General features: G+C 52.9%; 20 protein-coding genes and 2 pseudogenes. 13 read left to right on the top strand and 9 right to left on the bottom strand.

The annotated features are described in order from the left end of the window. The first annotated feature begins 84 nt into the window (after window positions 1–84). The 11 genes from J4728_RS05270 (at window position 85) to hscC (ending at window position 11,834) form a co-directional block, all read left to right on the top strand. On the top strand, window positions 85–1,131 hold the full coding sequence (locus J4728_RS05270) for a PhoH family protein (RefSeq protein WP_001018045.1): 1,047 nt from the start codon (window positions 85–87) through the stop codon (window positions 1,129–1,131). Continuing rightward, window positions 1,128–1,601 (top strand): rRNA maturation RNase YbeY, encoded by a 474-nt coding sequence (ybeY, locus tag J4728_RS05265; RefSeq protein ID WP_000084480.1) that lies wholly within the window; start codon window positions 1,128–1,130, stop codon window positions 1,599–1,601. The genes J4728_RS05270 and ybeY overlap by 4 nt, the downstream gene beginning before the upstream one ends. 157 nt (window positions 1,602–1,758) lie before the next feature. Beyond that, window positions 1,759–2,637, top strand: coding sequence for a CNNM family magnesium/cobalt transport protein CorC (corC, locus tag J4728_RS05260; protein WP_001278615.1), 879 nt, complete (start codon window positions 1,759–1,761; stop codon window positions 2,635–2,637). A 19-nt stretch (window positions 2,638–2,656) separates the two neighbouring features. Next, entirely contained in the window at window positions 2,657–4,195 is a 1,539-nt protein-coding gene (gene lnt, locus J4728_RS05255; protein WP_001623116.1) for an apolipoprotein N-acyltransferase, read from the top strand. A gap of 354 nt (window positions 4,196–4,549) precedes the next feature. Further along, window positions 4,550–5,458 carry an amino acid ABC transporter substrate-binding protein gene (locus J4728_RS05250; protein WP_001518176.1) on the top strand — a complete coding sequence of 303 codons (909 nt, stop codon included), beginning with the start codon at window positions 4,550–4,552 and terminating at the stop codon, window positions 5,456–5,458. Between the two features lie 159 nt (window positions 5,459–5,617). Beyond that, window positions 5,618–6,358, top strand: a complete 741-nt coding sequence (gene gltJ / locus J4728_RS05245) for a glutamate/aspartate ABC transporter permease GltJ (RefSeq protein WP_000020930.1) — start codon at window positions 5,618–5,620, stop codon at window positions 6,356–6,358. Continuing rightward, window positions 6,358–7,032 carry a glutamate/aspartate ABC transporter permease GltK gene (gene gltK, locus J4728_RS05240; RefSeq protein WP_000272794.1) on the top strand — a complete coding sequence of 225 codons (675 nt, stop codon included), beginning with the start codon at window positions 6,358–6,360 and terminating at the stop codon, window positions 7,030–7,032. Before gltJ ends, gltK begins: the two co-directional genes overlap by 1 nt. Then, window positions 7,032–7,757 carry a glutamate/aspartate ABC transporter ATP-binding protein GltL gene (gltL, locus tag J4728_RS05235; RefSeq protein ID WP_000631369.1) on the top strand — a complete coding sequence of 242 codons (726 nt, stop codon included), beginning with the start codon at window positions 7,032–7,034 and terminating at the stop codon, window positions 7,755–7,757. The genes gltK and gltL overlap by 1 nt, the downstream gene beginning before the upstream one ends. Before the next feature lie 116 nt (window positions 7,758–7,873). Continuing rightward, the gene (gene rihA / locus J4728_RS05230; protein ID WP_208211376.1) at window positions 7,874–8,809 is read left to right on the top strand and encodes a pyrimidine-specific ribonucleoside hydrolase RihA; all 936 of its coding nucleotides are present in this window, start codon (window positions 7,874–7,876) and stop codon (window positions 8,807–8,809) included. A gap of 31 nt (window positions 8,810–8,840) precedes the next feature. Continuing rightward, window positions 8,841–10,079, top strand: a complete 1,239-nt coding sequence (locus J4728_RS05225; protein WP_000498881.1) for a hypothetical protein — start codon at window positions 8,841–8,843, stop codon at window positions 10,077–10,079. Window positions 10,080–10,154: 75 nt separating this feature from the next. After that, window positions 10,155–11,834, top strand: a complete 1,680-nt coding sequence (gene hscC, locus J4728_RS05220; protein ID WP_208211374.1) for a molecular chaperone HscC — start codon at window positions 10,155–10,157, stop codon at window positions 11,832–11,834. 21 nt (window positions 11,835–11,855) lie between these two features. Here the strand turns inward: hscC and J4728_RS05215 are convergent, their stop codons facing one another. From J4728_RS05215 to J4728_RS05200, 4 genes and pseudogenes are all read right to left on the bottom strand, one after another. After that, the gene (locus J4728_RS05215; RefSeq protein ID WP_208211372.1) at window positions 11,856–13,319 is read right to left on the bottom strand and encodes a J domain-containing protein; all 1,464 of its coding nucleotides are present in this window, start codon (window positions 13,317–13,319) and stop codon (window positions 11,856–11,858) included. Then, window positions 13,316–14,011: a DUF1266 domain-containing protein gene (locus tag J4728_RS05210; protein WP_001648286.1), complete on the bottom strand. Its 696-nt coding sequence runs from the start codon at window positions 14,009–14,011 to the stop codon at window positions 13,316–13,318. The genes J4728_RS05215 and J4728_RS05210 overlap by 4 nt, the downstream gene beginning before the upstream one ends. An 11-nt stretch (window positions 14,012–14,022) precedes the next feature. Beyond that, window positions 14,023–15,456, bottom strand: a pseudogene (locus J4728_RS05205) (J domain-containing protein). Continuing rightward, window positions 15,453–16,160: a DUF1266 domain-containing protein gene (locus J4728_RS05200; RefSeq protein WP_001531467.1), complete on the bottom strand. Its 708-nt coding sequence runs from the start codon at window positions 16,158–16,160 to the stop codon at window positions 15,453–15,455. Before J4728_RS05200 ends, J4728_RS05205 begins: the two are co-directional and overlap by 4 nt. Window positions 16,161–16,284: 124 nt before the next feature. Between J4728_RS05200 and J4728_RS05195 the strand changes: the two genes are divergently transcribed. After that, complete coding sequence (locus tag J4728_RS05195) at window positions 16,285–17,280, top strand: tetratricopeptide repeat protein (RefSeq protein ID WP_001016630.1); 996 nt, start codon at window positions 16,285–16,287, stop codon at window positions 17,278–17,280. Window positions 17,281–17,318: 38 nt separating this feature from the next. Here J4728_RS05195 and J4728_RS05190 read toward each other — a convergent pair whose 3' ends face one another. The 5 genes and pseudogenes from J4728_RS05190 to J4728_RS05170 form a co-directional block, all read right to left on the bottom strand. Further along, window positions 17,319–17,792 (bottom strand): zinc ribbon-containing protein, encoded by a 474-nt coding sequence (locus tag J4728_RS05190; protein WP_208211370.1) that lies wholly within the window; start codon window positions 17,790–17,792, stop codon window positions 17,319–17,321. Window positions 17,793–17,884: 92 nt separating this feature from the next. Further along, a pseudogene (locus J4728_RS05185) lies at window positions 17,885–19,813 on the bottom strand (sigma 54-interacting transcriptional regulator). A 67-nt stretch (window positions 19,814–19,880) separates the two neighbouring features. Then, window positions 19,881–20,834, bottom strand: coding sequence for a 2-keto-3-deoxygluconate permease (locus tag J4728_RS05180; RefSeq protein WP_208211368.1), 954 nt, complete (start codon window positions 20,832–20,834; stop codon window positions 19,881–19,883). 49 nt (window positions 20,835–20,883) lie between these two features. Continuing rightward, window positions 20,884–22,056: a UxaA family hydrolase gene (locus tag J4728_RS05175; RefSeq protein WP_208211366.1), complete on the bottom strand. Its 1,173-nt coding sequence runs from the start codon at window positions 22,054–22,056 to the stop codon at window positions 20,884–20,886. A 16-nt stretch (window positions 22,057–22,072) separates the two neighbouring features. Next, complete coding sequence (locus tag J4728_RS05170; protein ID WP_001574029.1) at window positions 22,073–22,414, bottom strand: UxaA family hydrolase; 342 nt, start codon at window positions 22,412–22,414, stop codon at window positions 22,073–22,075. 236 nt (window positions 22,415–22,650) lie between these two features. Between J4728_RS05170 and leuS the strand changes: the two genes are divergently transcribed. Then, entirely contained in the window at window positions 22,651–25,233 is a 2,583-nt protein-coding gene (gene leuS / locus J4728_RS05165) for a leucine--tRNA ligase (protein WP_001157916.1), read from the top strand. Window positions 25,234–25,244 lie beyond the last annotated feature (11 nt).

Here is a 25,244-nt window from a genome sequence, read left to right as displayed (position 1 = left end):
GCGCCTTTTCCCTATGGCGTGAATAATTTCCTTAGATGCCGGTAAATGTTCAGCGTCCGGCGATACAGACACAAGAGGAACAGTTTGAATATAGACACTCGCGAAATTACCCTTGAGCCCGCAGACAACGCCCGTCTGTTGAGCCTTTGCGGGCCGTTTGATGACAATATTAAACAGCTCGAACGTCGTCTCGGTATTGAAATCAACCGCCGTGACAATCACTTTAAACTGACCGGTCGTCCGATTTGCGTGACCGCGGCGACAGATATTTTGCGAAGTCTGTATGTCGATACCGCACCGATGCGCGGCCAGACTCAGGATATCGAACCGGAACAAATTCATCTGGCGATCAAAGAAGCGCGGGTGCTGGAACAGAGCGCGGAAAGCGTGCCTGACTATGGCAAAGCTATTAATATCAAAACCAAGCGCGGCGTGATTAAACCGCGTACCCCGAACCAGGCGCAGTACATCGCCAATATTCTCGATCATGATATTACCTTTGGCGTCGGCCCGGCGGGTACCGGTAAAACGTATCTTGCGGTCGCCGCTGCGGTAGACGCCCTGGAGCGCCAGGAGATTCGCCGTATTCTACTGACCCGTCCGGCGGTGGAAGCGGGCGAAAAACTCGGCTTTCTGCCAGGCGATTTAAGTCAGAAGGTGGACCCGTACCTGCGTCCGCTGTATGACGCGCTGTTCGAAATGCTCGGCTTTGAAAAAGTCGAGAAGCTGATTGAACGCAATGTGATTGAAGTCGCGCCGCTGGCCTATATGCGCGGACGCACATTAAACGACGCCTTTATCATTCTGGATGAAAGCCAGAACACCACTATCGAACAGATGAAGATGTTCCTGACGCGTATCGGCTTTAACTCGAAAGCGGTGATCACCGGCGACGTGACGCAGATTGACCTGCCACGCAACACCAAATCCGGCTTGCGTCATGCCATTGAAGTGCTGGCGGAAGTCGATGAAATCAGTTTCAACTTCTTCCACAGCGAAGACGTGGTGCGCCATCCGGTCGTTGCCCGCATTGTTAACGCCTATGAAGCCTGGGAAGAGGCCGAACAAAAACGCAAAGCGGCGTTGGCGGCAGAGCGTAAGCGTGAAGCCCAGGAGCAGGAACAGAAATGAGCCAGGTGATCCTCGATTTACAGTTGGCCTGTGAAAACCACGCGGGCCTGCCGGATGAAGCTCAGTTTCAACGCTGGCTGGACGGCGTTATTCCGCAGTTTCAGGAAGAGGCGGAAGTCACAATCCGTCTGGTGGATGAGACCGAAAGCCACGACCTTAATCTGACGTACCGCGGGAAAGATAAACCCACTAATGTTCTCTCCTTCCCGTTTGAAGCGCCCCCCGGTATTGAAATGCCGCTACTGGGCGATCTGATTATTTGCCGTCAGGTCGTGGAGCAGGAAGCGCAGGAACAGAGCAAGCCGCTGGAAGCGCACTGGGCGCACATGGTCGTGCACGGTAGCCTGCATTTGCTGGGTTACGATCATATCGACGATGACGAAGCGGAAGAGATGGAGTCTCTCGAAACGGAGATTATGCTTGCTATGGGCTATGAGGATCCGTACATTGCCGAGAAGATTGCAGAATAGTAGCTTGCCGGATGGCGGCGCTTGCGCCTTATCCGGCCTACATTCATGCCTTTTGTAGCCCTGATAAGCGTAGCGCCATCAGGCAAAACATGCCGTCACAGCTGAGTATACGCATGACGAGCTTTGTATTAACTAACATGAGAACCCATACGACGCCATGAGCGACGACAATTCACACAGTAGTGACACAGTAAACAGTAAAAAGGGATTTTTTTCCCTGCTACTCAGCCAGCTTTTCCACGGTGAACCTAAAAACCGTGATGAGTTGCTGGCGCTGATCCGTGATTCCGGGCAGAACGAGCTTATCGATGAAGATACGCGCGATATGCTCGAAGGCGTAATGGACATCGCCGACCAGCGCGTTCGCGATATTATGATCCCGCGCTCCCAGATGATTACCCTGAAACGCAACCAGACGCTGGACGAATGTCTCGATGTTATCATCGAGTCCGCCCACTCGCGTTTTCCGGTGATCAGCGAAGATAAAGATCACATTGAAGGGATTCTGATGGCCAAAGATTTGCTGCCGTTTATGCGCAGCGATGCCGAAGCCTTCAGCATGGACAAAGTGTTACGCACCGCGGTTGTCGTACCGGAAAGCAAACGGGTTGACCGTATGCTCAAGGAATTCCGCTCCCAGCGCTACCATATGGCCATCGTTATCGATGAGTTTGGCGGCGTTTCCGGCCTTGTGACTATCGAAGACATCCTCGAACTGATTGTCGGTGAAATTGAAGATGAGTATGACGAAGAAGACGATATCGACTTCCGTCAGCTTAGCCGCCATACCTGGACGATTCGCGCGCTGGCGTCGATTGAAGACTTCAATGACGCTTTCGGCACCCACTTCAGCGATGAAGAGGTCGATACCATCGGCGGGCTGGTGATGCAGGCGTTCGGCCATTTACCGGCCCGCGGCGAAACCATTGACATTGATGGTTACCAGTTCAAAGTGGCGATGGCCGATAGTCGTCGTATTATTCAGGTGCATGTCAGGATCCCGGATGACTCGCCCCAGCCAAAACTGGACGAATAACAGCAATAGTGGACTAAAAATGGCATTTGCCTCGTTAATTGAACGCCAGCGTATTCGCCTGCTGCTGGCGTTATTATTCGGCGCCTGCGGAACACTGGCTTTCTCTCCGTATGACGTCTGGCCCGCAGCGATAGTGTCGCTTATCGGGCTGCAGGCCTTAACGTTTAATCGCCGCCCGCTCCAGTCTGCCGCCATCGGCTATTGCTGGGGACTCGGACTTTTCGGTAGCGGGATTAACTGGGTTTATGTCAGTATCGCGCAGTTTGGCGGCATGCCGGGCCCGGTTAACGTTTTTCTGGTGGTGCTGCTTGCAGCTTATCTCTCGCTGTATACCGGACTGTTTGCCGGGATTTTGTCGCGCCTGTGGCCAAAAACCAACTGGCTGCGCGTCGCTATCGCCGCGCCTGCAATATGGCAAATCACCGAATTTTTACGCGGCTGGGTGCTGACCGGCTTCCCCTGGCTGCAATTTGGCTATAGTCAGGTCGATGGCCCGCTAAAAGGCCTGGCGCCGGTAATGGGCGTCGAAGCGATCAACTTCCTGCTGATGATGGTCAGCGGCCTGTTAGCGCTGGCACTGGCGACGCGGAACTGGCGTCCGCTGGCTGTCGCCGTGATTCTGTTTGCTTTGCCCTTTCCGCTACGTTATATCCAGTGGTTTACGCTGGAACCTACCAAAGCGACCCAGGTATCGCTGGTGCAGGGCGATATTCCGCAGTCGCTGAAGTGGGACGAAAACCAGCTACTGAATACGCTAAAAATTTATCTCAACGAAACTCGCCCAGAGTTAGGCAAATCACAGATTATTATCTGGCCTGAGTCGGCGATTCCGGATCTCGAAATCAATCAGCAGCCTTTCCTTCGTTCGCTGGACGAGATGTTACGCGAAAAAAATAGCACGCTGATCACCGGTATTGTCGATGCGCGTCTCAATAAACAGAATCGATACGACACCTACAATACGATTATTACGTTGGGCAAGGATAATCCATACAGTTATGACTCGCCCAATCGCTACAATAAAAATCACCTTGTGCCCTTTGGCGAGTTCGTTCCGCTGGAGTCTATCCTGCGTCCGCTGGCGCCGTTCTTCGATCTGCCCATGTCCTCCTTTAGCCGCGGCCCTTATATCCAGCCGCAGTTACATGCGCACGACTATAAGCTGACGGCGGCAATCTGCTATGAAATTATTCTTGGCGAACAGGTGCGGGATAACTTCCGCCCGGACACCGACTATCTGCTGACGATTTCTAACGACGCCTGGTTTGGTAAGTCCATTGGCCCGTGGCAACATTTCCAGATGGCGCGGATGCGTTCGCTGGAGCTGGCGCGTCCGTTGCTGCGCAGTACTAATAACGGTATTACGGCGGTGATTGGCCCGCAGGGCGAAATTCAGGCGATGATCCCGCAGTTCACACGCCAGGTACTGACCACCAATGTCACGCCAACCACGGGGTTAACTCCCTATGCCCGTACCGGCAACTGGCCGCTATGGGTACTGACCGCGCTGTTTGCTTTTGGCGCGGTAGTGATGAGTCTGCGACAACGACGGAAATAATCTCTCCCCAGGCCGGATAGCGCTTCATTTATCCGGCCTGAAAATCCTCCTTTTTCCCCCATTCTGGCACGTCTATTGCTTTGTTAAACATGGCAAACCTGTTCTGGCTGCTTGTGCAACCTGGTCGCACCAAAATCGATCATCGGTAGCACCTGAACGGTGCAATGTAGGATTTTTGCCTCTGAACGGTGCGGCGCACTTCGCAAAAATAAACAATATCGCAGCAAAATATTTACAACAAGCCACACTAAATGTTAACAAACACACATAACACTGCACGCGCAAGTTGCAGGCAATAACAACATCACAATAGCTATCAATGCGTCGACGGCGCAGATGATAAAGGAGTTGGATATGCAATTACGTAAGCTAACCACAGCAATGCTGGTCATGGGACTGTCTGCGGGCCTTGCGCACGCAGAAGATGGCGCGCCTGCCGCTGGTAGCACCCTGGACAAGATCGCTAAAAATGGCGTGATCGTCGTCGGGCATCGCGAATCTTCTGTGCCCTTTTCTTATTACGACAACCAGCAGAAAGTGGTCGGCTATTCCCAGGACTACTCCAACGCCATTGTGGAAGCGGTAAAAAAGAAACTTAACAAGCCCGATCTGCAGGTGAAGCTGATCCCGATCACCTCGCAAAACCGTATTCCGCTGTTGCAAAACGGAACCTTCGATTTTGAATGTGGTTCAACGACTAACAACCTTGAGCGCCAGAAACAGGCCGCCTTCTCCGATACGATTTTCGTCGTCGGGACGCGACTGCTGACTAAAAAAGGCGGCGATATTAAAGATTTCCCGGATCTGAAAGGCAAAGCGGTCGTCGTCACCTCCGGGACGACCTCTGAAATTCTGCTGCATAAGCTTAACGAAGAGCAAAAGATGGGGATGCGTATTATTAGCGCGAAAGACCACGGTGACTCGTTCCGCACCCTGGAAAGCGGTCGCGCCGTCGCCTTTATGATGGATGACGCGCTGCTGGCCGGCGAGCGCGCCAAAGCCAAGAAACCGGATAACTGGGAGATTGTCGGTAAACCGCAGTCCCAGGAAGCCTACGGCTGTATGCTGCGTAAAAACGACCCTGAGTTTAAAAAGCTGATGGACGATACCATCGCCCAGGCGCAAACCTCCGGCGAAGCGGAAAAGTGGTTTGATAAGTGGTTTAAAAATCCGATCCCACCGAAAAACCTGAACATGAATTTCGAGTTGTCTGACGAGATGAAAGCCCTGTTCAAAGCACCGAATGATAAAGCGCTTAACTAACTAAAACTAAATGGGACGGGACTCCTGTCCTCTCGATTGTCGCTCAGCACGGACAGACTATAAGCCTGATGGTCGTTCCCCATCGGGCCTGAAGCCGCAAATCGCCGGGCAACAATCTTCGAGGGTAGCGCTGCTACCCTTTTTTTTCGGAGTAGATGTATGTCAATAGACTGGAACTGGGGTATTTTTTTACAGGAAGCCCCCTTCGGCAATACCACCTATCTCGGCTGGCTATGGAGTGGTTTTCAGGTCACCGTCGCCCTTTCGATTACCGCCTGGATTATCGCTTTCCTGGTAGGATCTATTTTCGGCATTTTACGTACCGTTCCCAACCGTTTCCTCTCCGGACTGGGCACGTTGTACGTAGAACTGTTCCGTAATGTGCCGCTGATCGTGCAATTCTTCACCTGGTACCTGGTGGTGCCTGAACTGTTGCCGGAAGATCTTGGCATGTGGTTTAAGGCGGAACTCGATCCCAATATTCAGTTTTTCCTCTCCTCAATGATCTGTCTGGGACTGTTTACCGCCGCCCGCGTTTGCGAACAGGTGCGCGCCGCGATTCAGTCTCTGCCTCGCGGGCAGAAGAACGCGGCGCTGGCGATGGGGCTAACGCTGCCGCAGGCTTATCGCTATGTCCTGCTGCCGAATGCCTATCGCGTTATCGTACCGCCAATGACGTCAGAGATGATGAACCTGGTGAAAAACTCGGCTATTGCCTCAACCATCGGCCTGGTGGATATGGCGGCGCAGGCAGGCAAACTGTTGGATTACTCGGCGCACGCCTGGGAATCCTTCACCGCCATTACGCTGGCCTATGTGCTGATTAACGCCGTTATCATGCTGGTCATGAGCCTGGTTGAACGCAAAGTCCGCCTGCCGGGCAACGTGGGGAGCAAATAATGTACGAATTTGACTGGAGTTCGATTATCCCCTCACTGCCTTACCTACTGGCCGGGTTGGTCATCACGCTGAAGATCACCGTCACCGCCGTTATCGTGGGGATAGTCTGGGGAACCATTCTGGCCGTCATGCGCCTCTCAAGCTTTGCCCCTATCGCCTGGTTTGCTAAAGCGTATGTTAACGTTTTCCGTTCCATCCCGTTGGTGATGGTCTTGCTGTGGTTCTATCTGATTGTACCCGGCTTTCTGCAAAACGTGCTGGGACTATCGCCGAAAACCGATATCCGCCTGATCTCCGCGATGGTGGCATTCTCCATGTTTGAAGCGGCCTACTATTCCGAGATTATTCGCGCCGGTATTCAAAGTATTTCCCGCGGGCAGTCCAGCGCCGCGCTGGCGCTGGGGATGACCCACTGGCAGTCGATGAAGCTCATTATTCTGCCGCAGGCGTTTCGGGCGATGGTGCCGCTGTTGCTTACGCAGGGCATCGTGCTATTTCAGGACACCTCTTTAGTTTATGTACTCAGCCTGGCGGACTTCTTCCGCACCGCGTCGACTATCGGCGAGCGTGACGGTACTCAGGTCGAAATGATTCTGTTCGCCGGCGCCGTTTATTTTGTTATCAGCCTGAGCGCGTCGTTGCTGGTCAGCTATTTGAAGAAAAGGACAGTTTAATGATTACCCTGAAAAATGTTTCAAAATGGTATGGTCACTTTCAGGTGCTGACCGATTGTTCAACAGAAGTGAAAAAAGGTGAGGTGGTGGTAGTCTGCGGGCCATCGGGTTCCGGTAAATCCACGCTGATTAAGACCGTCAATGGTCTGGAGCCGGTGCAAAAAGGCGAAATTACCGTTAACGGCATTATTGTGAACGACAAAAAAACCGATCTGGCGAAACTGCGTTCCCGCGTGGGCATGGTATTCCAGCACTTCGAGCTGTTTCCCCACCTGTCGATCATCGAAAACCTGACGCTGGCGCAGGTGAAAGTACTGAAACGCGATAAGGCCGCCGCCCGCGATAAAGGCCTGAAGCTGCTGGAGCGCGTTGGCCTGTCTGCACATGCCAACAAGTTCCCGGCGCAGCTTTCCGGCGGTCAGCAGCAGCGCGTGGCGATAGCCCGTGCGCTATGTATGGACCCTATCGCCATGTTATTCGATGAACCGACTTCCGCGCTCGATCCGGAAATGATCAACGAGGTACTGGACGTAATGGTCGAGCTGGCGAACGAAGGGATGACCATGATGGTGGTGACGCACGAAATGGGCTTTGCCCGTAAAGTGGCTAACCGGGTGATCTTTATGGATGAAGGTAAAATCGTCGAAGATTCGCCAAAAGAGGAGTTCTTCGCTAACCCCAGTTCCGATCGCGCAAAAGACTTCCTTGCGAAAATCCTGCACTAATCTTCCCGGCGCGCACGTCAGAGTGCGCGCTATCTCACGCTTTACTTCTTCGCTTCTCGAAACGTATCCAGCCGGGCGTTAACCTTGTCACAAAGTACCGCTTACAAGGAGCCACAATGGCACTGCCCATTATTATTGATTGCGATCCGGGTCATGATGACGCGATCGCCCTCGTTCTCGCCCTCGCCTCCCCTGAACTGGAAGTGAAAGCGATCACCTCTTCCGCCGGTAACCAGACGCCGGAGAAGACCCTGCGCAACGTGCTGCGGATGCTGACACTGCTCAAACGCCCGGATATTCCGGTGGCGGGCGGCGCGGTGAAACCTCTCATGCGCGGACTGATTATCGCCGATAACGTTCACGGCGAAAGCGGCCTCGACGGCCCGGCGCTGCCCGAGCCGTCATTCGCCCCGCAAAGCGGCACTGCCGTTGAGCTGATAGCAAAAACACTGCGCGAGAGCTCACAGCCGGTCACCATCGTCTCTACTGGCCCACAGACCAACGTGGCGCTGCTGCTGAATAGCCATCCGGAACTGCATACGAAAATCGCCCGCATTGTGATCATGGGCGGCGCAATGGGATTGGGTAACTGGACGCCCGCTGCGGAATTTAATATTTACGTCGACCCGGAAGCGGCAGAAATTGTCTTCCAGTCAGGCATTCCGGTGGTGATGGCCGGGCTGGACGTCACCCATAAGGCGCAGATTCACGCCGCCGATATCGAGCGTTTCCGCGACATCGGCAATCCAATTTCGACGATCGTGGCTGAACTACTCGACTTCTTCTTTGAATATCACAAAGACGAAAAATGGGGATTTATCGGCGCGCCGCTGCACGACCCGTGCACTATCGCCTGGCTGCTGAAACCCGAGATTTTCACCACCGTTGAGCGTTGGGTTGGCGTGGAAACCCAGGGGAAATACACCCAGGGGATGACGGTGGTGGATTATTATTTCCTGACGGGGAATAAGCCGAATGCGACGGTGATGGTCGATGTAGACCGCCAGGGATTTGTCGATTTGCTGGCGGAACGGCTGCAATACTACGCATAAAGCGCAAAGTAGAATCCAGGGATGAACAGCGATGTTTTGGCGTAACAATAGACCTGAAATCAGCCTGCTACAGCACGACGTAGCCCATATTACGTTTTCAGTACGTAACGGAAAAGCATTGCTTCGTCCCTGCGTTATCCACGATCCCGACTCTGACGCCGGTATTCATACGCTCTCCTGGCATGGCTCGCCGCTGATTCGTTTTTACACTGAAGCCTGGTGCCCAACCTGCGCAGAATTTGTTTATGCTGGTTTTAGCAATGATGATGAAGGCGCCGCGGAGTTTTTATCCTCACTTGCCGAGTGGAATCAGCCAGGAGTCGGGTTGAACGAAGCATTTACCGCCCTGACGCCGCTGTTTTCACTCTTTGCCGATGGCTATTACCGACTGGAGGAACGCGAACTTTATCCCACAGATGGCAACGGACATTTTTTCTGGGCGGTGGGTAACGAAAAACAACCGAATCCCGCGACCACAGGGCAGTGGATTGCTGACGTGGACTATCACTACCAGTCCGGCGAACCCTGTTTTTTACTGCCAGGCCAGCCCCCATCGCGATTTAACCCACAACGCGCCGGGTATTACCGCGATAAGCCAGAGAGCCACGCGCTGGCCTGGTATATGAATGACACCTGGCTTTGCGTCCTGCTTGATGGTCACCATAAAGCCACCGCCGCCGCGCTGGAAGGCCGGCCCGTGAAAACCTGGGTCATCAGCCAGCCGGTGGCGATGTCATGCTACGAGACGCGACAGCAATATCTGCGATTTTATGACGGCGCGCGCCTGGAAGAAGCCCAGTTTCAGCGCCGCATCCCCCTGAAAATACAGTACGAAAAACTACCGCCATCCCTTTGGGAGGATTACTTTACTCGCCATGACGGACGTTATACCCGCGTCAACTGGCCGAACGCATTGGCTAACTGCGCAACGCATTATCCCGATCTTGCGGCCTGTGCAGATATTATTGCCGCAGGCGATCTGAGCGAAGCCGGCCTCAATAAAATCATGGCGCAAGGGATCACCGAAGAGGGATTTCCCGCCGTACTGTTACGCGCGCTGTTTTATACCCATTCTCCCTTGTTGATTGATTTTGTCCGTTTTCTGACTCGCGCACCCGGTTATGCCTGCCACTACCCGCTGGCGTTTCGTTTACTGGCCCAAAAACGCACGCCACAAGCCGATGCTTTTTTCCTCGATTTCGCCATCAATGATGACGGCGAGCGCCCGGAGTTGACGAACATTATGGATGAATACTTTCGCCAGGCGTGACATTGATAAAGATCACCACGCCAGAGGCTGGTGTTCTTTATTCTATAAACTCTCTTTCCCGATAAATTAAACGCAATGGATAATGCAACGTTAGCGATTGGTATCGATCTCGGCACCACTAATAGTTTAATCGCCGTCTGGCAAGACGGAGCCGCACAATTAATACCTAATAAATTTGGTGAATATTTAACACCATCCATAATTAGTATGGATGAAAATAAACAAATTCTGGTGGGAAAACCTGCCGCAGCCCGTAAAACATCTCATCCAGATAAAACCGCTGCCTTATTTAAACGCACAATGGGCAGTAATACTCACTGGCATTTGGGTGAAGAGTCGTTTAATGCGCCGGAATTATCTTCGCTGGTTTTACGCTCGCTGAAAGAAGATGCGGAAGACTACCTTCAGCAGCCAATCAAGGATGTCGTGATCTCGGTTCCGGCTTATTTCAGCGATGAGCAGCGTAAGCATACACGCCTTGCCGCTGAGCTTGCGGGGTTAAACGCCGTGCGCTTGATCAATGAACCCACGGCGGCGGCAATGGCTTATGGCCTGCATACGCAGCAAAATAGCCGTTCGCTGGTTTTCGATCTGGGGGGCGGAACCTTTGATGTGACCGTTCTGGAATACGCTACGCCGATTATCGAAGTTCACGCCTCCGCTGGCGATAACTACCTCGGCGGCGAAGATTTCACGCATTTGTTGCTTGATGAAGTGCTGAAACGCTGGAACCTCGATAAATCAGCGCTGACGGATAGCGATCTGGCTGCGCTGTATGCCTGTGTTGAAGCCGCAAAATGCGCCAGCAGCTCCCCGCTGCGCATGAGCTGGCTTTATCAGGAGAGCGTTCTGGAAAGCACGTTTTATGACGATGAGCTGGAAGCCCTGTGGCTACCGTTGCTCAACCGGCTGCGCACGCCCATTGAGCAGGCGCTGCGCGACTCCCGACTCAAACCGGAGCAAATTGACAGCCTGGTGCTGGTCGGCGGCGCGTCACAGATGCCGCTGGTGCAACGCATCGCGGTGCGCTTATTCGGTAAATTGCCCTATCAAAGTTACGATCCCAGCACCATCGTGGCGCTTGGCGCCGCAACTCAGGCCGCCTGTCGCCTGCGCCATGAAGACGTTGAAGAGGTGATCCTCACGGATATCTGCCCCTACTCGCTGGGCGTGGAAGTCAACCGACAGGGAGTGCCTGGTATTTTCTCGCCCATCATTGAACGCAATACCACCGTTCCGGTGTCAAAAGTGGAAACGTACTCCACCATGCACCCTGAGCAGGACTCTATTTGCGTCAGGGTATACCAGGGCGAAAGCCATAAGGTGAAAAATAATATCCTGATTGATTCTTTTGACGTCATGCTGAAGCCGAACGGGCACATTCAGGCCATTGATATTCGTTTTAGCTACGATATTAATGGTCTGCTGGAAGTTGACGTGCTGCTGGAAGACGGCAAGAGTGAATCCAGAATCATCAGTCACAATGCCACCTCACTGACGACGCAGCAAATCGACGCCAGCCGCGAGCGGCTGCTGGCGCTGAAAATTTATCCCCGCGATATGCTGATTAACCGGACGTTTAAAGCACAGTTAGAGGAGCAGTGGTCACGCGCGTTAGGCGATGAGCGCGAAATGCTGGGGGAGATTATTACCGATTTCGACGCGGCGCTGCTGTCTAATGATATGCAGCGCGTCGATGACGTGCGCCGTCGCGCCTGCGAATATCTGGGTATTGACGAGCCGAAAGCGCCGTAACGGCGCTTTCACTACCCCTGTTCAGAAAAAATGGGAGAATCGATTTAACGCGCAGACAATCAACGCGATCAAACCGACAATCTTCATGATTTTCATCACCCCGCCAGATTCCGCCTGACGGGGTGCTTCGGTTTTCGCTTCAGAAGACAATTTTTTCTCAGCCGCCAGCCTGAGCTCTTCCGCCAGCTCCTTTTTGTCGCGAATATCGCCTGGCTTCATGGCAATTTTAGATGACAATGCCTGCGTTATCAGCGCCTCCAGCGGACAGGCTTGCCCCTCCTCCAGCCGGATCAGCAGGCGAAAAAAGGGCTTTTCTTTGGGAAACGCTTCCAGCACCACCTGCTCCGCCGTCCGGTACAGATCCAACAGCGGCGTTTCGGGTTCCCCCTGGGTACTCAGCCGTGAATTTGCCCACGCCATCGCTTTTCGCTTATAAAACAGGGAGTCAACAAATGAACGCCCCAGCGGTGATAACCTACCGCTGTGCAAAATGTCGGCCCACAGTAAACGCGTGCGCGCGCTTTCACCGGGCACATATTCGGCATCCACCATACAGCGCGCTTCGACCGCCATCACCGCCAGCGGGAAGAAATCAGGCCGATGCTGGCGGCACCAGCCCAGCAACAGGTCGTCCGCCTGCGTGGAGGGATAACGCTGCCAGAAATCGCAAAGGTCGGCCAACAGGCTTTCCCCTTCACCGCAGAGCAAACGCTGTTTGCACAGGTAATAGTGCGCATCTTCGTTATCCGGCTCCGCGGCCTGCCAGCGACGAGCAATATCGACCAGTTCCGCCATGCCCCACTGCTCGGCGCTAAACCAGTGTAATAGTTTACGATGCAGCTGTTTATCATCGGGAATTATCCAGGCTCCCTGAACCTGCAGAGCGTCGGCAAAATGTTCGGGATAAAAGCGCCAGATACGCTCAAGCTTAAAAAAGTAGGCGTCAGTTTGGTCTTGAACAACAAGAGGCAATTTGGCCAGACTTAGCAGATCAAACGCATCGCCCCGCTTTACGGTCTCCAGAAATGCTTCCAGCTCTTCTCCCTCAGCATCATCTTCTGCTTCCTGCGGCTGCCAGTTCAGACGCTGCGCCAACAATGCCAGGCAAGACAGCGAGATCGTTTCTGTTTTCATGGCGATGTCGCACAACTGCCAGCGCAGCTTATCTATCTCATCCATTGAACACTGGTTCAATTGCTGAATAAATTTCTGCCATGCCGAGGGCTGAAAGCGATCGCGCTCTGATGCCAGCAATTCCCTGAACGCCACCAGTATTACATGTTCGTCGCCCACCTCTTCCGTTTTTGCGTCCTCCGCAGGCGAGGCGGCCCAGTGCTGCGCTTCTTCATAGGCCTGGCGCAATCGCTTAAAACCCTGCGGATCGCTCTCAGGGTGGAATGAGGGCAACAGGGCAAGATAAGCCTGACGGATACATTCCAGATCGGTGGTAGGTTCAATGCCCAGGATTTCCCAACAGATATTCATAAATCGCTCACTCCTTTAAGCGTTTCCGGGCATGTCGGTTGTTCGTTGAGCGGACGCCACGGTAGCTGCGCATAATAACTCTCTGTCGTAGAGGTCAGTTCATTAAACATCCGTGCGCCTGAAGCGTCGTACTTTAGGTGGGCGAAATATGCCTGCATGGCGTCCCCTTCGGCCTGCCAGTACAGCCGCCCCAACGAATAGGCGGCAAAATATTGCGTCCAGCCGTCGTAAAAATAGTGCGCCCGCTCATAGATACGCGATTGCAGCCACAGGCTTTCCTCTTCCGTCAGCCATTGATTCAACACCCCCATCCGGCATAAAAACCCCATACGCACATAGTCCCAGGCTTTAATGCCGCCGCGACCGCAGCATAGTGCGGTTTCGGCGACAAATCGCGCATAGATCTGGCCCTGCTCGCCAAACTGCGCGGTAAATTCGCGCCATTGGCGAGGAGATAGCGTAAACCAGCGGATATAAAAGGGAGCCAAATCTGCCGCATGACCATCGTCCGTCATCCGATAGATGGTTTGAATAAGATCTTCACGGTTATCAATCCCCCATGAATCGGAGAGATCGACAGCAGGAATTCCGGTATACATTGCTGGAGAGGTATGCGAAGGCTCATTGCCGATATATAGCACCTCCATCGGTGTGGAGAGCGCAAAAAGTAAATATTGTTCTTCCTTGTCCATATTCGATATCCCTAATGCATAAACTGGCGTAATACATGGCCGACAACGCCAATAAATAAAATGATTTTAATCACCTGCCAGAGGCCAAAGCCGCCGCCAGATTCCTCCACACTCTGCGAAGTCACCGTCGTCGCCGGTTCTTCATCTGCGACTACAGCTTCACACGGTGTGGCGACAGCCGCAGCCCGCCCCAGCAACCCGCGAATAACCAGCGCTTCCAACGGGCAGATATCCGGCGCATCAAGCTTCGTTACCAGACTCTATAACAATGCCGCTGACGGCTCCTCGGCGCACGCCAGGCTATCCGCCACCTGATACAACAGCCAGTATGGATGCTGGCTATGCGCCTCACTCATCGCTGGCGCGCCATAATTCAAACGCCGCGCAATAAAACTTTCGCTTAGCGGCGATAATGCGCCGCTGTGCAGCGCCTCGGCCCACAGCAAGCAGGAACGCGCGCTGGAGCCGGGAATATACAGCAGCTGTTCAGCGTTAATATCCACCTGCTCACGCCCCTCAACCGCCATCACCAGCAGCGGGAAAAAGTCCGGTCGATGCTGACGGCACCAGCGCAGCAACAGATCGTCAAGCTGGGTAGAAGGATGCGCCCACCACTGCGCGTAAAGTTCTGGCAGCAGGCTATCGCCTTCACCGCAAAATACGCGCTGGGCTAAGTAGTAATAACCCGGCGTTGCGTTATCGGGTTCGGCTTCCTGCCATGCCAGGGCGACAGGCAGCAGCTCCGCAATACCCCAGTGCAAGGTGCTGAACCAGCGTAACAGACGTCGTTGAAAGCGTAGATTGTCCGGGATAATCCACGGGCCGTGCTGGGCCATAAGTTGGGCGAAATAGAGAGGATGCTCGAAAAAGGTGTTGTCCAGGGCATCATAAAAAGCAATGGTCTGGTTTTGTACCGCCACTGGCAAATGCAGCAATAGCGAATAATCAAACAGGTCGCCACGGCGGATTTCAAACAAAAGATCCTCCACCTCCTCGGCATCGACATCTCGATTATCACTCCCCTGTTCCCAGGCCAGGCGATCTGACAGCAGTTTCAGACACGAGTACGAAATAGGAAAGGTCTTCATCGCGATAGCGCACAGCCACCAGCGCGATTTTTCGACCTGTGAAATCGATAATTTATTGATCTGTTGGATAAACTCCTGCCATGCCTGCGGCTGAAAGCGCCGTTCGCCATCCGCCAGCAAATCACCGAATATCTCCCTGAGATAATTCACCCACGGGGTATCGGGATCCTCATCAACCACCGTAATGGCGGGCGATGTTGTCCCCTGCAATGCATTCTCATAGGCTTCTCGCAATTGCTTAAAACCCTGCGGATCGGTTTCCGGATGAAATGACGGCAGCAGCGCCAGATAAGCCTGACGAATGGCGTCGGTATCCGTGGTGGCCTCAATGCCAAGGACTTGCCAACAGGTTTTCATAGATCGCTCACCTCCTGAAGCGTGTCCGGGCATTCAGGGTAATGGGGCAGGTAGCGCCACGGCAGCGTGGCGTAAAAACTGTCCTTCCCTGCGATCAGCTTATTCATCATACGTCGCCCCGCGTCATCAAACTCCTTACGGGCGAATGTCTCGCGTAGTAACGGTAGGTTATCGCCATTCCGTAACTGCCAGTACAAACGCCCGGTGTAATAGGCGCTGAAATACGGCAACCAGCCGGAATAATAGCTGAGCGCGCGAAGCTGTATCCGCGACTGCAGCCACAGGCTCTCCTCTTCCGTCAGCCATTCATTGAGCACGCCCATGCGGCAGAGAAATCCCATCCGCACATAATCCCAACTGCGAATACCACCTTCGCCGCAACACACGGCGGTATCAGCGACGAATCGGGCATAAATGCGATCTCCCTCGTCCAGCGCGTCGGTATACTCCTGCCACTCCTGCGGCGCATACCTAAACCAGCGGCGATATAGCCATTCCAGTTGCGTGGCATGACCGTCATCCGTCATGCGGGAAATGGTCTGAAGCAGCTCATCACGATTTTCAATACCCCACGACGATTCAAGATCGAAACGTTTTATCCCTATATACATTTTCGGTGACGAATGTGAAGGTAAACAGTCCTCGTTCAATACTTCCATCGGCGAGGAAAGTGCAAAGAGTAAATATTGTGATTCTTTATCCATAATAAATCGCCAAAATATATTCACACCACAAATAAAAACGCAATTGAAAACTAAAATAGAGTACAACAAAGCCAAATCGCAATATATTATTAATCTAAAAAACAATGGCGGGATAAATTAAAAAATGAATCATTCCATAACCAGTCATCCCTGCGACAACGTATCTTTAGCACAATTAACCGAACTGGCGCAGTCAGGAAATAGTGAAGCTCAATATATATTAGGCCGTTTATATAATGACGAACGTATAGATGGCAGCGAAGAGGATAAGCTCTCTTTTTATTGGTTGCAGCAGGCAGCTGAACAAGGACACTGCGAGGCGCAATATTGGCTCGGCTTACGATACAAAGACACGCCTACCGACATGAAAGATAATACGCTGGCTTTATTCTGGTCAGAAAAAGCCGCACAGCAAGGACACCGCCACGCTTTCAACACATTAGGCTGGGTTCAGGAAGGAGAAACCGGGATGGCGCCAGATTATGCCCAGGCCGTTGCCTGGTATCGCAAAGGAGCAGAACAGAGCCACAACCTTGCGCAATATAATCTCGGGAGAATGTATCGTTCAGGAACTGGCGTAGAGCAAAATGATACACAGGCACTCTACTGGTTTAAACAGGCAGCATTACAAGGCCATTGCGCCAGCCAGGAAAGACTGGCGTATATGTATGGCAATGGGAAAGGATGTCGGAAAAATTTATCCCTTGCCGCTCTTTGGTACAAGAAGAGCGCGCTACAAGAGAGCAGCTACTCGCAATATCAGATGGGCTATTGTTATTACATCGGAGAAGGTATCAAACAAGATTACCAGCAGGCAATATACTGGTTTCGAAAAGCGGCAGACCAGGGTGACGATGGTGCCTATAACAGTATCGGCTGGATGTACAAATGCGGTCATGGCGTCGAGCAAAATTATTCGCTAGCACTGGAATGGTTCCACAAATCAGCAGAATGTAACAATTCATCGGGCTGGTACAACCTCGGATGCATGTACAGAGATGGACACGGTACCGCACAAGACCTACAACAAGCGCTCTACTGGTTCAAAAAAGCACAGCCCACGGGCAAATGGAACGTCGATGAAGAGATCCGCAAACTGGAAGCCCAACTGCACGCTTAACATGGCGGACGGCAACCGTCCGCTCACGATAATGAACCTTACGGCTCAAACGGCCTGCGCTGGAACTGATCGTGGCCACACTTCGGGCAGAGCGGCAACACATCCGGCGTGTAAACCGCCAGATGATAGTGGCATTTCTCGCACACCAGATTCCCCAACCCCACCACTTCGCCACTGTGATACACGCCGTGGTGATTCAAATCCTGGAAGACTTCACGCCATTCCAGCTGGGTTTTGTCGGTAATGTCCGCCAGTTCCTGCCAGAGACTCTCTTTAATCACCCGCAAGAAGACGCTATCTTCCTGGCTCTCTTCGTAGCTCATGGCGAACTCTTCCAGATCGCGTCTGACAGCGCGCGTCAGTTCGTCCACCTCGGTTCGCGTTAACTCCCCTGTTTGCATCACGCGCTGGCGCGCCTGCTCCACCAGCGCATCAATGTCGCGCTCGCCATTGCGTAAACGCTCGCTTAATGAGGCCTCCAGTTCACGGTAATATTGAGCAACCTTGTTCATCACTTCACCTCTTGGATCGTTAACTGCCTATAATAATAGACGTTATTTGCGTTACGCTTTGCAAGGCTGCCTACAGAGTCTGTAAATTCTTGTCAGGCCGACTCGCGTATCCAGCGCGTCAGCGAGGTACGATCGACATTTAACCGTTTCGCCACTAACGATTTATTATCCCTTTCCGCCTCTAATAATTTTCTCAAAATACGCAGGCGAATCGTTTTATAATCGCCAGCCAGCATCTGGCAGTCGTGGCAGGTACTTGGCTCGCGTCGGCTCCCCTCTTCCAGATCGTCCAGCAAGAGGCGGCCCTCATCCAGCGTTGCCGGGGAGTGATCAATAGAGAGCACCAGCCGTTCGATAATATTGCTTAACTGCCTGACGTTTCCGGGCCAGGCGAAGCGCTGAAGCTCTTGCCACAGCGCCGGGGTTAACGTTAGTGCCGGGCGTTTATAATGCTGGCTGAAACTGGTAAGCAGCGACAGGCCGATGGCTTTGATATCCTCCGGACGTTTGCGTAGCGGGATGGTGGTCACTTTTAATACGTTAAGCCGATAGTAAAGATCTTCGCGAAATGTCCCGTCCGCAATGAGCTTCGTTAACGTCTGATTGGTCGCCGCAATCACGCGAATATCAACAGGTATCATCTGGTCTGAGCCCAGCCGCATAATCTGCCGCTCCTGCAATACCCGTAATAAGCGCGTCTGTAGCGGTTTATCCAGTTCGCTGATCTCATCCAGAAAAATGGTACCGTGGTGCGCTAATTCAAACAGGCCTATTTTGCCTTTCGGCGACGCGCCGGTAAATGCGCCGGCGACATAGCCAAAGAGTTCGCTCTCCAGAATCTGAGGGGCCATCGCGCCGCACTTAATGGCGACAAACGGGCCGTTGACGCGTTGGCTGGCATTATGAATACTTTGCGCCAGCACCTCTTTTCCCGTCCCGCTTTCGCCATTAATTAAGATAGTCGCGTCCGTACCGGCATAATTTTTAATGATCGCCAGACGACGCAGCATTTCCGGGTTTTCGGTAAGCAGATCGTCGAAATGATAGCGGGCGCTCAAGCCGCGGCGAGACAGTTCCTAGCGGCGAACATGATGTTCCGCCCCCTGTAAACTGGAGACGGTTTGCATCGTCAACACTACCCGGCTTAACTGTCTGGCCGCAAATACCGGATACAGATTAACCACCATCGCGCCTTGCGGCGTATCGACGACTTTCGCGCTGACGGTTTTTCCCTCACGTAATGTATGCCGCTCCTGGAGCAATACCTGTTTCAGAAAAGACGCGTCATAAATTTCACCGGAGGCGTTAACCTTAAAAAGTTGGCTCGCATATTTATTGTAGTGCAGTAACGCGCCGGTATCATCAAGCGTGATAACAGCTTTATCAAACTGATCGAGAATCAGCTGCAGATGATGACGCTCGAGTAATTGGCTGCGAAAAGCCAGATATAATGAGCGGGCTTCTTCCAGAGCTTCGGTTATTGAGGCTGGGCTGGAATCAAGTAAACGGAATTGCGATCCCAGCGGTGAAAAATAATCCTGACAAACGGTATCGCCAACAATGCAATCTAATGGCGTGGACGCTAATTGTTGCTTCAGGCAAGAAATCGTTTCTTTATCATTTCCCTGTAAGGTAAAAATTTTATAGTTAATATTTAACTGTTCCGCTACGCGCGCGCATCCTTTGATCACACTGGAAAAGCCGACAATACCGACAGTGCCTTTTTGTCCTTTAAAAGGGATAAGCGCATCAAGAATGTCGTAGCCGGACATTTTAATTTCGACTACCGGTAATTTACTGTGCTTTTTTAATATTTCCGCACAGCCGCCACGACTAATCAGTACCTGGTGCCCACGGGACTCTAATAAAGGTAGCTCATCCAGGATACGATTAAGCGTCGTTTGATGAATAGTGACGGCGTAATCCAACTGCGCGACCAGCGCCTCGGCAGCCTTTGCCAGTTGCGGGTAAGGAGAGACAAAACAGAGAGGAGATGCGGCTATATCTTTCGTCTTATTCATCACTCACCATCCTGTTGGTTTATGAACGGGCGAGACCGCCCGTCGTGATTTATTTTCCGCCGAAACGCTAACCGCCTGCGGCGGCTGGGTTCAGTTTACGATCGTAGCGTTTTTTTATCCATACGGTCAGGAAGGGGGCGCACAGAGCGGTAATAATCGTCGAGGCCGCCACCTGCGCCGCCGCCGTCGACGCCAGGTCGGTAAAATGCGGATCGAGCAGCGCGATTGCCGCTGGCGTCGCGACGGCGTTGCCAGAGGTGGTGGAGACCGCCGCGCCTGCCACGCCGCTGCCTCCCGTCAGACGATCGGCGAAAATATTAAAAAATCCGCCAATCGCCACCGTCATGAGTCCCAGTAAAATGCCTGAAGGGCCTACCGTGATAAGTCGTGCGAAATCAATACCGTATCCTAACCCAAAGGCAAAAAAAGGAATCGTTACCACGCTGCCCTGTTTAAGAAACTTGCGCATGTCCTCATCCAGATTACCCAAAATCATGCCAATGATAATGGGAATAATAACCGCCACCAGATTCATAAAGGGTATCGACACCATGCCTGCCGACCCTAACGCCAGCATGGTGAAAAAGGGACCATCGTTCAACGATATTACCGCAATCGCGCCGCCGTCGGTTTCATCGCCGTACTCCCCCACCAACGCGGCATATAACCCACTGTTTGAGTTGGTCATCGCCGAAATAATCGCTAAAGCCGACAGACCTAATAACCCATCCGGGCCGCAAAATTTTCCGACCAGAATGCCAATAATCACGCCGCTGGCAAATTTCGCAAAGGTGATCGCAGCGCCTTTTTTCAGCGCTTTCGGCGCGGCTTTAAACTGGATATCCGCGCCCATACAGACTAAAAACATGCCTAAAATCGCCATTGCGCCATGCGAAATAGAGGTGACAAAACCGCCTATTTCCAGCGCCTCCGGCGCAAAGGTTTTAAACAATGCGCCGATGATCAGCGGTACAACCATCATACCACCAGGAAAACGTTCCAGTGTTTTTTTAATTTTCATAGCTTATTCCCAGGAGATAACCGGACAGCTTGTGCTGCCCGATTTGGTATCAGAACGTCGGCGCGATCTTATAAATAGAGAATTCGTTATGACCTAAATCTTCTGATTTAGTCGTTTTCCCATTCGCGACGCGTAAAATTTCCTGATAAATTTCCTCGCCCATTTGCGTAATAGAAGCCTCGCCAGACATAATGGCGGACACATCAATATCAATATTGTCCTGCATCATTTCCCACGTTGCTTTATTACCCGTAATTTTTATTACCGGCGCTATTGGGTTACCGGCAGGCGTTCCGCGACCGGTAGTAAAAATAACGATCTGCGCTCCCCCCGCCACCATGCCGGAAATAGATTCAATATCCTGCCCTAGGGTATCCATAATCCACAGGCCCGGATGCGTTGGACTATCGGCATATTCCAGTACTCCCTGTAGCGGCGCATGACCCGCTTTATGCATACAACCTAACGATTTTTCTTCAATGGTAGTCAACCCGCCTTTAATATTGCCCGGCGTCGGCTGTCCCCCGCGAATATCCTCGCCCAGCGCTTTTGCTCGCGCCTCGCAGCCGACCACTAAATCAATGAGCTGTTGACCAACCTCCGGCGTCACCGCGCGTTTCGCCATCACATGCTCGGCGCCAATAAATTCCGTCGTTTCAGAAAGAATTGAGCTTCCGCCGCAGCGTATCAGCTTATCCGAGGCGACCCCGCAGGAAGGGTTAGACGCCAGCCCCGATGTCGTATCTGACCCGCCGCACTCCATCGCCAGCAGCAGCTCGCTAACCGGTGCTTGCTGCGGTTTTTGCATGGAGAGTTGTTGCGCATAGTCGCGGGCCAGCGAAATCCCCCTGGCCTGACATTTAAGCGTGCCGCCCTCTTCCTGAATGGTAATGCAGGAAGTCGGTTTGCCAAATGCGGTAATCTCTTCTGCGATGCGCAGCGGCTCCGCGCCTTCACAGCCTAAGCCCACAACCACAATAGCGCCGACGTTGGGATTATTCGCCACATTAATCAATGTCTTTTCCGTCAGACGCGCATCGCCTGCTACCTGGCAGCAGCCAAAATCGTTATTCACCCATGTCGCGCCTTTTACCTGCCGGGCAATATCCTGGGCAACTTTATTCGCACAAACGCTGGTAGGTAAAATCAGTACATAATTACGGATGCCAAAACGGCCGTCAGGGCGGCGGAACCCCAAAAAAGTCTCATTGCTCATAATCATTTTCCCTTGTTTTATATTATTTCCAGTCACCACGTCCGCGTTCGCTTTCCACATTGTGGACGTGCACATAGTCGCCACTTTTTATTTCCTGAGTGGCGCGGCCAATGGATTCGCCATATTTATAAACTTCGCCATGAAAAGGCACATCGCAGATGGCGAATTTGTGGCCAAATGGCACATCCTGATGTAACACAACGCTTATCTCGCGTTCGCCAATGAACATTGTGGCGGTTTCGCCGGCCTTGAGCGCCGTAATAGCCGTCGCGACGCAATCCTGAGGGTGAATCACCACTGCATTTTTTTTCACGATTAACTCCTTTGCTTTAGTCCTGTCTTCCCTAATCAAAAGGCGTGCCATTTTTTAACTAATTGGTTTATATGACTTTATTTTTACAGGCCGATCTGGCGATGACAGGAACTGCGGTAATTTGCCTCAGTCGTGTCGCATTTTGCGTCACCTCCTCACGGACGCCTGGCGCGACAAATGTTCTACCCCCTGTTTTGACGTGCGTGTTTGGGCTATGCTATGCGGATCTAAACACCACCTCTAAAGCTACATTTGTAGCTGTATCGAAAACAGGACTACTGGCTGCCATGCAAGAGCAATACCGCCCGGAAGAGATAGAATCCAAAGTACAGCTTCACTGGGATGAGAAGCGCACATTTGAAGTGACCGAAGACGAGAGCAAAGAGAAGTATTACTGCCTGTCGATGCTTCCCTATCCTTCTGGCCGACTACACATGGGCCACGTACGTAACTACACCATCGGCGACGTGGTTGCCCGTTACCAGCGTATGCTGGGCAAAAACGTGCTGCAACCAATCGGCTGGGACGCCTTCGGCCTGCCGGCGGAAGGCGCGGCGGTGAAGAACAACACCGCGCCGGCGCCGTGGACGTACGACAACATCGCGTACATGAAAAACCAGCTCAAAACGCTGGGTTTTGGCTATGACTGGAGCCGTGAAATCGCGACCTGCACCCCGGAATACTACCGTTGGGAACAGAAATTCTTCACCGAGCTGTATAAAAAAGGCCTCGTGTACAAGAAGACTTCTGCCGTTAACTGGTGCCCGAACGATCAGACCGTTCTCGCCAACGAACAGGTGATCGACGGCTGCTGCTGGCGCTGCGACACCAAAGTTGAGCGTAAAGAGATCCCACAGTGGTTTATCAAAATCACCGCTTACGCAGACGAGCTGTTGCGCGATCTGGATAAGCTGGACCACTGGCCTGATACCGTAAAAACGATGCAGCGCAACTGGATTGGCCGCTCTGAAGGCGTGGAAATCACCTTCGATGTGAAGGGTTACGATAACACCCTGACCGTCTATACCACCCGTCCGGATACCTTTATGGGCGCCACTTACCTGGCGGTGGCCGCCGGTCATCCGCTGGCGCAAAAAGCGGCGGCGAACAACGCCGAGCTGGCGGCGTTCATCGACGAATGCCGTAACACCAAAGTGGCCGAAGCCGAAATGGCGACCATGGAGAAAAAAGGCGTCGACACCGGCTATAAAGCGATTCATCCGTTAACTGGCGAAGAGATCCCGGTCTGGGCGGCAAACTTTGTCCTGATGGAGTACGGCACTGGCGCGGTGATGGCCGTTCCGGGTCACGATCAGCGCGACTACGAATTTGCCTCCAAATATGGTTTGACCATCAAGCCGGTGATTCTGGCCGCTGACGGTTCCGAGCCGGATCTTTCCGAACAGGCGCTGACCGAAAAAGGCGTGCTGTTTAACTCCGGCGAGTTCGACGGCCTGGCCTTTGAAGCGGCGTTTAACGCCATTGCCGATAAACTGGCGGAAAAAGGCGTCGGCGAACGTAAAGTGAACTACCGTCTGCGTGACTGGGGCGTTTCCCGTCAGCGTTACTGGGGCGCGCCGATCCCGATGGTCACCCTGGAAGACGGCACCGTGCTGCCGACGCCGGAAGATCAACTGCCGGTTATTTTGCCGGAAGATGTCGTCATGGACGGCATCACCAGCCCGATCAAGGCCGATCCTGAGTGGGCGAAAACCACCGTTAACGGTATGCCGGCGCTGCGTGAAACCGACACCTTCGACACCTTTATGGAATCGTCATGGTACTACGCGCGTTACACCTGCCCGCAGTATCAGGAAGGAATGCTGGATTCGAAAGCGGCAAACTACTGGCTGCCAGTCGACATCTACATCGGCGGTATTGAACATGCCATCATGCACCTGCTCTACTTCCGCTTCTTCCATAAGCTGATGCGCGATGCGGGCATGGTCACCTCTGACGAGCCGGCTAAACAGTTGCTGTGCCAGGGCATGGTACTGGCGGATGCGTTCTATTATGTCGGCGAGAACGGCGAACGTAACTGGGTTTCGCCAGTTGACGCTATCGTCGAGCGCGATGAAAAAGGCCGCATCGTCAAAGCAAAAGACGCAGCGGGTCATGAGCTGGTCTACACTGGCATGAGTAAAATGTCCAAGTCGAAAAATAACGGTATCGACCCGCAGGTAATGGTTGAACGTTATGGCGCGGATACGGTACGCCTGTTTATGATGTTCGCTTCTCCGGCGGATATGACTCTGGAATGGCAGGAGTCCGGCGTAGAAGGCGCAAACCGCTTTATTAAACGCGTCTGGAAGCTGGTTTACGAACACACCGCTAAAGGTCCTGTCGCGGCGCTGAACGTCGATGCGCTGAGCGAAGATCAAAAAGCGCTGCGTCGCGATGTGCATAAAACCATTGCCAAAGTGACCGATGATATCGGCCGCCGTCAGACGTTCAACACCGCCATTGCGGCGATCATGGAGTTGATGAACAAACTGGCGAAAGCCCCGCAGGAAGGCGAACAAGACCGCGCACTGCTTCAGGAAGCGCTGCAGGCCGTCGTGCGTATGCTTAACCCGTTCACCCCTCACGTCTGCTTTACCTTGTGGCAGGAACTGGGCGGCGAAGGCGATATCGACAACGCGCCGTGGCCGGTTGCCGACGAGCAGGCAATGGTGGAAAACACCACGCTGGTTGTCGTGCAGGTTAACGGTAAAGTTCGCGGTAAGATCACCGTTGCGGTGGATGCCACCGAAGAACAGGTGCGTGAACGTGCAGGCCAGGAACATCTGGTGGCAAAATATCTTGATGGCGTTACCGTGCGTAAAGTGATTTACGTTCCGGGTAAACTCCTCAATCTGGTTGTTGGCTAAGCGCGGGAGGA

The organism is Salmonella sp. 32070601201500089SM, from assembly GCF_017573605.1.
In the GTDB taxonomy this organism is placed as follows: Bacteria; Pseudomonadota; Gammaproteobacteria; order Enterobacterales; family Enterobacteriaceae; genus Salmonella; species Salmonella enterica.
The sequence above is the reverse complement of the archived record's forward strand: the minus strand, read 5'-3'. Positions and strand labels throughout refer to the sequence as shown.

Bases quoted from the DNA above. Each gene is read 5' to 3' on its own strand.
- ybeY (WP_000084480.1), top strand. From the start codon at position 1,128: ATGAGCCAGGTGATCCTCGATTTACAGTTGGCCTGTGAAAACCACGCG.
- corC (WP_001278615.1), top strand. From the start codon at position 1,759: ATGAGCGACGACAATTCACACAGTAGTGACACAGTAAACAGTAAAAAG.
- lnt (WP_001623116.1), top strand. From the start codon at position 2,657: ATGGCATTTGCCTCGTTAATTGAACGCCAGCGTATTCGCCTGCTGCTG.
- J4728_RS05250 (WP_001518176.1), top strand. From the start codon at position 4,550: ATGCAATTACGTAAGCTAACCACAGCAATGCTGGTCATGGGACTGTCT.
- gltJ (WP_000020930.1), top strand. From the start codon at position 5,618: ATGTCAATAGACTGGAACTGGGGTATTTTTTTACAGGAAGCCCCCTTC.
- gltK (WP_000272794.1), top strand. From the start codon at position 6,358: ATGTACGAATTTGACTGGAGTTCGATTATCCCCTCACTGCCTTACCTA.
- gltL (WP_000631369.1), top strand. From the start codon at position 7,032: ATGATTACCCTGAAAAATGTTTCAAAATGGTATGGTCACTTTCAGGTG.
- rihA (WP_208211376.1), top strand. From the start codon at position 7,874: ATGGCACTGCCCATTATTATTGATTGCGATCCGGGTCATGATGACGCG.
- J4728_RS05225 (WP_000498881.1), top strand. From the start codon at position 8,841: ATGTTTTGGCGTAACAATAGACCTGAAATCAGCCTGCTACAGCACGAC.
- hscC (WP_208211374.1), top strand. From the start codon at position 10,155: ATGGATAATGCAACGTTAGCGATTGGTATCGATCTCGGCACCACTAAT.
- J4728_RS05215 (WP_208211372.1), bottom strand. From the start codon at position 13,319: ATGAATATCTGTTGGGAAATCCTGGGCATTGAACCTACCACCGATCTG.
- J4728_RS05210 (WP_001648286.1), bottom strand. From the start codon at position 14,011: ATGGACAAGGAAGAACAATATTTACTTTTTGCGCTCTCCACACCGATG.
- J4728_RS05200 (WP_001531467.1), bottom strand. From the start codon at position 16,160: ATGGATAAAGAATCACAATATTTACTCTTTGCACTTTCCTCGCCGATG.
- J4728_RS05195 (WP_001016630.1), top strand. From the start codon at position 16,285: ATGAATCATTCCATAACCAGTCATCCCTGCGACAACGTATCTTTAGCA.
- J4728_RS05190 (WP_208211370.1), bottom strand. From the start codon at position 17,792: ATGAACAAGGTTGCTCAATATTACCGTGAACTGGAGGCCTCATTAAGC.
- J4728_RS05180 (WP_208211368.1), bottom strand. From the start codon at position 20,834: ATGAAAATTAAAAAAACACTGGAACGTTTTCCTGGTGGTATGATGGTT.
- J4728_RS05175 (WP_208211366.1), bottom strand. From the start codon at position 22,056: ATGATTATGAGCAATGAGACTTTTTTGGGGTTCCGCCGCCCTGACGGC.
- J4728_RS05170 (WP_001574029.1), bottom strand. From the start codon at position 22,414: ATGGCACGCCTTTTGATTAGGGAAGACAGGACTAAAGCAAAGGAGTTA.
- leuS (WP_001157916.1), top strand. From the start codon at position 22,651: ATGCAAGAGCAATACCGCCCGGAAGAGATAGAATCCAAAGTACAGCTT.